7 protein-coding genes are annotated in these 6,878 nt (G+C 72.2%); 1 reads left to right on the top strand and 6 read right to left on the bottom strand.

Features of this window, described 5'->3' with window-relative positions; genetic code table 11:
* Positions 1-63 precede the first annotated feature (63 nt).
* From AYO52_RS14110 to AYO52_RS14130, 6 genes are all read right to left on the bottom strand, one after another.
* Positions 64-1,203, bottom strand: a complete 1,140-nt coding sequence (locus tag AYO52_RS14110; RefSeq protein ID WP_253702182.1) for an NAD-dependent epimerase/dehydratase family protein — start codon at positions 1,201-1,203, stop codon at positions 64-66.
* 121 nt (positions 1,204-1,324) lie between these two features.
* The gene (locus AYO52_RS17900; protein WP_003855542.1) at positions 1,325-1,426 is read right to left on the bottom strand and encodes a 30S ribosomal protein bS22; all 102 of its coding nucleotides are present in this window, start codon (positions 1,424-1,426) and stop codon (positions 1,325-1,327) included.
* Positions 1,427-1,589: 163 nt separating this feature from the next.
* Entirely contained in the window at positions 1,590-1,811 is a 222-nt protein-coding gene (locus AYO52_RS14115) for a helix-turn-helix domain-containing protein (protein WP_067718677.1), read from the bottom strand.
* A 283-nt stretch (positions 1,812-2,094) separates the two neighbouring features.
* The gene (gene proC / locus AYO52_RS14120; RefSeq protein WP_067718667.1) at positions 2,095-2,937 is read right to left on the bottom strand and encodes a pyrroline-5-carboxylate reductase; all 843 of its coding nucleotides are present in this window, start codon (positions 2,935-2,937) and stop codon (positions 2,095-2,097) included.
* 300 nt (positions 2,938-3,237) lie between these two features.
* Complete coding sequence (locus AYO52_RS14125) at positions 3,238-4,995, bottom strand: hypothetical protein (protein WP_067718670.1); 1,758 nt, start codon at positions 4,993-4,995, stop codon at positions 3,238-3,240.
* Between the two features lie 2 nt (positions 4,996-4,997).
* Positions 4,998-5,945, bottom strand: coding sequence for a Ppx/GppA phosphatase family protein (locus tag AYO52_RS14130; protein WP_172812179.1), 948 nt, complete (start codon positions 5,943-5,945; stop codon positions 4,998-5,000).
* A 33-nt stretch (positions 5,946-5,978) separates the two neighbouring features.
* On the opposite strand from AYO52_RS14130, the gene AYO52_RS14135 reads away from it, so the two are divergent.
* Entirely contained in the window at positions 5,979-6,839 is an 861-nt protein-coding gene (locus AYO52_RS14135; RefSeq protein ID WP_067718676.1) for a hypothetical protein, read from the top strand.
* The last annotated feature ends 39 nt before the right edge of the window (positions 6,840-6,878 follow it).

Here is a 6,878-nt window from a genome sequence, read left to right on the forward strand (position 1 = left end):
CGCGTCGGCCCTCGCCCCAGCGCGGGCCACCGAGGGGCCGGGACAGGTCAAATTCCGGGCCCTTCACGGCGCCTCCTCCTGGATGGGGTCGGGTACGGCACCGAGCGACTCGAGTTCGTCGAGTGTGCTGTCCAGGCCCGCGCGCAGTCGGCTGGCCACGGGCCGCGGCAGCCTGGCGGTCTTGCGCTCGAGCGAGGAGCGGGTGATCAGCGGCTCGGCACCGGAGTCCACGAGGTAGGCGTGCAGCGCCTCCTCGGTGGTGTACCGGGGCGTGAACCCGAACTCGATGCGCATCCGGGTGGTGTCCACGGTGCGGCCGTACCGCAGGTAACGCAGCTGCGAGGACCCGATGGCGCGCAGTCCCTGGCTCGACAGCAGCCGGGCCGCGAGCTTGAACATCTGCGGCATCACCGGCAGGGGGACGTGCCCGGCGCGGCGGATGGCCTGCGTCAGCGTGAGCACGCCGTCGGCGGCGATGTTGTACGTGCCGGGGGTCGCACCCATCGTGGCGTGCAGCAACGCGTCGAGCGCGTCCTGCGGGTGCAGCAGCTGGATGCGCGGGTCGTAGCCGGCCAGCACCGGCGAGAGCGACGGCAGCAGCAGCTCGCCGACCACCGTGGGCTCGGGCAGGCCGAGGATCGCGGGGATGCGCAGGATGGTCACGTCGATGTCCGGGCGTTTGCGGGACATGCCGCGCACATAGCCCTCCACTGACGAGTGGTCGAGCGGGATGCCGCCACTGGGCTGCCGACGCGCGGCCATGTCCTCGCTGAACATGGCCGGGTCGAGGCCTGAGGAGCCGTACACGGCAGTCGAGGAGACCAGCACGAACCGGGTGACCGTAGCGGCCCGCCCACAGGCGGCGATCACGTGCATCGATCCCATGATGTTGGCCTCTTTGACGGCCGCTCGCCCGCCCGGGGCGAAGTCGGTGTGGTGCAGTCCGACGTGGACGACCGTGTCGATCCCGGCCTCGCGCAGGATCCCCTGCAGCCGCGGCGACTGTGGGTCCAGGCGCACGAACTCCGCGTCGCGCATGCGCCGGCGGTGCTGCGGCGACGGCTTGGCCGAGTCGATGGCCAGCACGTGCTCGACGGAGTCGTCGCGCAGCAGCATGCCCACCAGGTGCGCGCCGAGGTACCGGCTGCCGCCCACGACCGCGACGGCGCGAGCCGGCCGACGGTCTGGAGCTTCTGTGTTCACCCGGCCGAGTCTAGCCGCCGGGCCACCGCTGTCCCGAAATACACCGATGCCCGCCACCGCTGCTGGTGACGGGCATCCGCTACAGGCGTGAGTCCGGGCGCCATCTAAGGCGCCGCCGGACTCACTTACCGAGCTTGCGACGCTGCACGCGCGTCCGGCGGAGCATCTTGCGGTGCTTCTTCTTGGACATACGCTTGCGGCGCTTCTTGATCACAGAACCCATATGGGGTCACCTACCTGTCGACTACTGGTCTGGGGCCTTGCAGCCCACGAAGGGCCTTCCTGCGCTCCGGCGCCTGAGAGCGAACTCGAAAGCCGGGACGGAACCCGTCCAGACTACCTCCCGCCCCCGCCGCCACGAAACCGGGCGGCGCCGGCGCGACGGGTCAGCCCGCGGAGAAGTACGACGTGTCGAGGTACTCGTGCACGGCCTTGGAGTGGACCCGGAACGACCGCCCCACCCGCACGGCGGGCAGTTCGCCCGAGTGGACGAGCCTGTAGACCGTCATCTTGGACACGCGCATCAGCGCGGCGACCTCGGCCACGGTGAGGAACTGCGAGCCCCCCGCCGCCTGTGCGCCGCTATCGGTCTTGTCGGTAGTCGCCATCGTCACAACCCTTCGTGGCACGCGTCGTGCCGCAGGCTTCCCCTCCTGCGGTACGGACACGCACGTGCTGGGTATGAGCCTAGCGTGAATGGTGTGATCAATGCGACGGGAGTGGGCGAATTACATCGACGACACGCCGCCCGATCCGCGCCTCACCCGCCCTGAACTGGGCTTGTGCTACATAAGCGACCCGCCGGGTGGGTCACATCTCACCCGGCGGGCCGGTTCGGTACGCGCACACCCGGCCCGTTCGGTCGCCTCGGCGACGGGCCCGGGTGGCGGGTCAGTCGATCTCGTCGTCGTCGTCGCCATCGGTGGAGGCCAGTGCCAACGCCCGCGACCGCGACGCCGCCGCCTCGACCGCGTCCGCCACCGCCGAGCGAAGTCCCCCGGCCTCCAGCCTGCGGATCGCCGCGGCGGTGGTGCCGCCCGGGGAGCTGACGTTGTAGCGCAGTTCGGCGGGTCCCTCGCCGCCGCCGGTGAGCATCGCGCCCGCGCCGAGCGCCGTGCCGGCCGCCAGCTTCAGCGCCACGTCGCGCGGCAGCCCGCGCTCCACGCCGGCGTCGACCATCGCCTCCGCCATGAGGAAGAAGTAGGCGGGGCCGGACCCGGACACCGCGGTCACCGCGTCCATCTGGGCCTCGGTGACGACGACGACGAGGCCCACGCTCTCCATGATCGTGGACACCTGCTCGAGATGCTCATCGCGCGCATAGCGGCCCTTGCAGAGCGCGGAGACGCCGTGCCCGACGAGCATCGCCGTGTTGGGCATGACCCGCACGACCGGCGAGCCGGCGCTGAGCTTGTTCTCCAGCACGGTCGTCGGCACGCCGGCCGCGAGCGAGACCACGATCGACTCGTGGACGCTGTCGGAGATGGCGTCGCCGATGCGGCCGACCACCGCCGGCACGTCCTGGGGCTTGACGGCAACCACGATCACGTCGGCGCCCTCGCAGCCGATGTCGAGGCTGGTGGACAGGATGTTGTACTTCTTGGCCAACTGCTCGGCGCGGGCCTCCACGGCCTCGACCACCACGATGTCCGAGGGCTCGGTCCCGGCCTCACGGAGTCCCGCGATGAGGGCCTCGCCGATGCGTCCGCCACCGACCACTGCGATTCTCGTCATGCCCTTTACAGTGCCACACGCGTGCGCGGCCGCCCGCCGGCCGCGGGGGACGGGGCTGCCCGCCGGCCGCGGTCGAACGGGGCCGCCCGCTCGCGCCACCCATCGAATCGCGCCCGCCGCCACCGCCGCCTATTCGATGTCGCTCCACCTATCGCATCCGGTGGGTGGAGCGACATCGGATGGGCGGCGGGAGGGATTCGGTTGCCCGTCGCCGGTTCCCGCTCGCGCACCGCGGCTGAAACGGCCCCGCCCGCACCTGGAGCAGGCGCGGGCGGGGTGCGGGTCGTGGCCGGGATGCGGCTAGGAGACGAGTCTGAGCAGGAGTGGCCCGCACGTCACGCCCAGGCCGACGATCACCGCGAGGGCGATGCTGACGGAGTCGTTGCTCCTGCGCAGGACGCGGACCATGGCCACCAGTCCGACGATCACGACGATCGCCAGCGCAAAGGCCACCCACGGCAGGTCGCGCCAGAGCAATTGGAAGCCGATGAACAGTGCCGCGCCCGCGACCGCGGAGGCGAGCACCTGCGCGACGAGGATCAGCCACTGCGACGCCGGCGACCGCTCGGGCTCGGCTCCGCCGGGGGCGTCGTCGACGTCACGGTACTGCGAGCTGTCCGGCTCCGCCGGGGTCTGCTGCGACGCGGGTGCGGGGGTCGGAGCGTCGGCCCGGTCGGCGCCGGGCTGGTCTGTGCTCGTCCGGTCGGCGACGGGGGCGTCGGCCCCGGGCCGGGCGACCGGCTGCTGGCCCGCTGTCGTTGCGCCGGCCTTCGTCGCCTCGGTCTTCGTCGCGTCGGTCTGCGCCGCGTCGGACTTCGTCTCGTCGACCTTCGGCCGCTCGGTTCCGGTGCCCGCGCCGGTCACTGCCGCGGCCATTCCCGCGACTCCCGCACCTCCGGCGGCGGCAGCGGTCGCCGCACCCAGGGCACCCCCGCGCGTGGCGGAGTCGGAATCGTCGGGCTGCCCGGCTGGCGCCTCGGGGGCGCGGTGGGCGGTCGAGCCACTGCCCGACGGCACACCCCATGCGGAGGCATCGGCCCCTGCGGCGGGCTTGTCTGCGGGGGCGGGCTTGTCGGCCGCCGGAGCGGTGGGGGCCCCGGCGGGCTTCTCGGTGACGCGCTTGTCTGCTGTGACGGCCGTGTCGGTGGCCCCGGAAGCCTTGCCGACCTCGGCAGAACCGGAGGTCGCGGCAGACTTGTCGGTACCGGACTTGCCGGTGGCGGGCTTGGCGGTGGCGGGCTTGTCGGTGCCGGGCTTGACCGCCGGGGCGGTGGACGAGGCCGGCGCGGCCTTGTCTGCCGTTCCGGCCGCTGCGGACGGAGCTGACTTGTCGCCCGAGCCCGGGGCTGCGGTGCCGGCGACACCGGCAGCAGCAGCGCCCGCAACACCTGCGGCCGCGGCGCCGGCGGGCCCCACGCCCCCACGATCAGCGGGCGTCGGGCGGGTGGCGGGAGCGTCGGACCCCGACTGCTCCGCATCCTTGCGCTTGCGGCCGAACAGCCCGCGCAGACCGCCCTTCTTTCCCTGCTGGCCGGCGTCATCGGAGGCGGAGCGCGACGGGGCGGGCGCGGACGGAGTCGCCGACGGCGGAGCCTGCTGCGGGGCCGGCGAGGTGGTGGGCGTCGGTGCGACGGACGACTTCTCGGCCGACCCGGCCGGCGTGGACGCGGGCGCCCCTGCCTCCGGGGCCCGCCGCCGTCCCGAGGGCCGCGGGGTCTGCGGGGCCTCAGAGGTGGACGACCTCGTCGTCGTCCCCGGGGTCTCCCCGGCGCCCGTCGGGGCACCACCGTCGGCACCCGACTCCGCGTCCCGCTCGGCGTCGCCACCGGCGGCCGCGGCCTCTTCGGCCTCCCGCGCCCGACGCCGCGCCGCGCGACCACTGAGCACGGTGTCGTCGGTGATCTTGGGGATCTCACCGGTGAGCTCGGAGACGCTGAGTCCGCCGCCCTCGTCGGCCCGGCGACGCCGACGCCCGGCCGGGGCGTCCTGCTGCTCCGCGCCCATGCGCTTGAGCAGCTCCGCCACGGTGATCTGCTGACCGTCTGAATCCTCGGCCATCGTCAGCTCCCCTTCCCGTCGCCGCCCACGTCCCGGTCGAGACGCTGCAGGATGAGCCCCTCTCGCAGAGCCCACGGACAGATTTTCACACTTTCCAGACCCAACGCACGCATGGACGCCTCCGCCACCAGCGCTCCCGCCACCACCTGATGCGAGCGGTCGGAGCTGATGCCCTCCAACTCTGCCCTGTCGGCGGCCGTCATGCGGGAGATAAACGCGATCACCTGCCGCAGACCGGCGGCTGTGAGCACCCGGTCCACCCGTGGGCCCTCCGACGACGGCGCCGCACCCGTGAGCCGGGCCAACATACGGAACGTCTTGGAGGTGGCGCACGCGAGGTCGGGCTCACCGGCCGCCCGGAGTTCCCGGGCCGGCCCGTCGAGCTCGGCGTCGATGTAGTCACGCAGCTGGTTGATGCGCTTGCGCTCCGGCGGGTCGGTCTTGAACCAGTCGTGGGTGAGCCGGCCGGCGCCCAGCTGCAGACTGAACGCCTGCTCGGGCAGCTCGTCCTCCCCGTGGGTCATCTCCAACGACCCACCACCGATGTCGAGGTTGATGATCCGCCCCGCGCTCCAGCCGTACCACCGACGCGCGGCGAGGAACGTCATGCGCGCCTCGTCCTCACCGGAGAGCACCCGCAGCTCGATGCCGGTCTCCTTCTCCACCTTGGCCAACACGTCGTCCGAGTTGGCCGCGTCGCGCACGGCGGAGGTGGCCAGCGCCATGACCTCGCGGCACTTGGTGGCCTCGGCGAGCTCGGCGGCCTCGTTGACCGCGTCGATGAGCCGGGCGATGCCGGTCTTGGAGATGTTGTTGTCGTCGTCCAGGTACTCGATCAGGCGTAGCCGGGTCTTGGAATCGTTCATGGGCGTGGGATGACCACCCCGGTGGGCATCGACCACCACGAAGTGGACCGTGTTACTTCCCACGTCCAGGACACCTAATCTCACACGACCACCCTAAACGGTCTACGGTCGCAGGTTGTGACCGCCACCGAACGCCCCCCGACCCCGGGCGCCCCTCAGCCCGAGGTCCCCCTCGACTTCCCGCGGGAGTGGTACACGTTCCCCGACCCCGCGAATGACGAACATCTGATCTCCGCCGACATGACCTGGCTGCTGTCGTCGTGGACGTGCGTCTTCGGCACGCCCGCCTGCCACGGCATCGACCGCGACCAGCCCGACTCCGGCTGCTGCACGCACGGCGCCTTCCTCTCCGACGACTCCGACCGGCAGCGGCTCGAGGCCAACGTCGCCCTGCTGCGTCCGGAGGAATGGCAGCACCGCGAGGCCGCCCACGCCGCCGCGACGGCGGAAGGGGCCGCGCAGGAGGCGTGGCTGGAGGAGGACGAACTGACCGGCGACGACGGCGAGATGGAGCCCGCTCTCAGGACGCGCCGCCTGGGCGGGAGGTGCGTATTCTTCAACGACGTCGGATGGCCGACCGGGTCGGGCTGCGCCCTGCACCACCTGGCCGGGCGGACGGGGCGGAGCCTGCCCGAGTCCAAGCCGGACGTCTGTTGGCAGCTGCCGATCCACATGTCACACGAGTGGGAGACCCGCCCCGACGAGGTGGAGATCCTCCACACCCGCGTCGGAGAGTACGACCGCCGCGGCTGGGGCCCGGGCGGGCTGGACCTCGACTGGTATTGCACAGGCTCGCCCGAGGCGCACGTCGGCGTCGACCCCGTCTACATCTCCCTACGTGACGAGCTGGTCGAACTGCTGGGCGCCGAGTGCTACGAGGTGCTCGCCGCGGCGTGCCGGCGTCGGCGGCAGCTCGGGATCGTGGCCGTGCACCCGGCGACCGAGCGGGCGCAGACCGAACGAGCCAGCGAGACCTGACCGGGAAAGTCCGGAATCCGCTACCCTCCGTCCGGATCC

Source organism: Dietzia sp. 111N12-1 (assembly GCF_001658045.1).
GTDB lineage: Bacteria > Actinomycetota > Actinomycetes > Mycobacteriales > Mycobacteriaceae > Dietzia > Dietzia kunjamensis.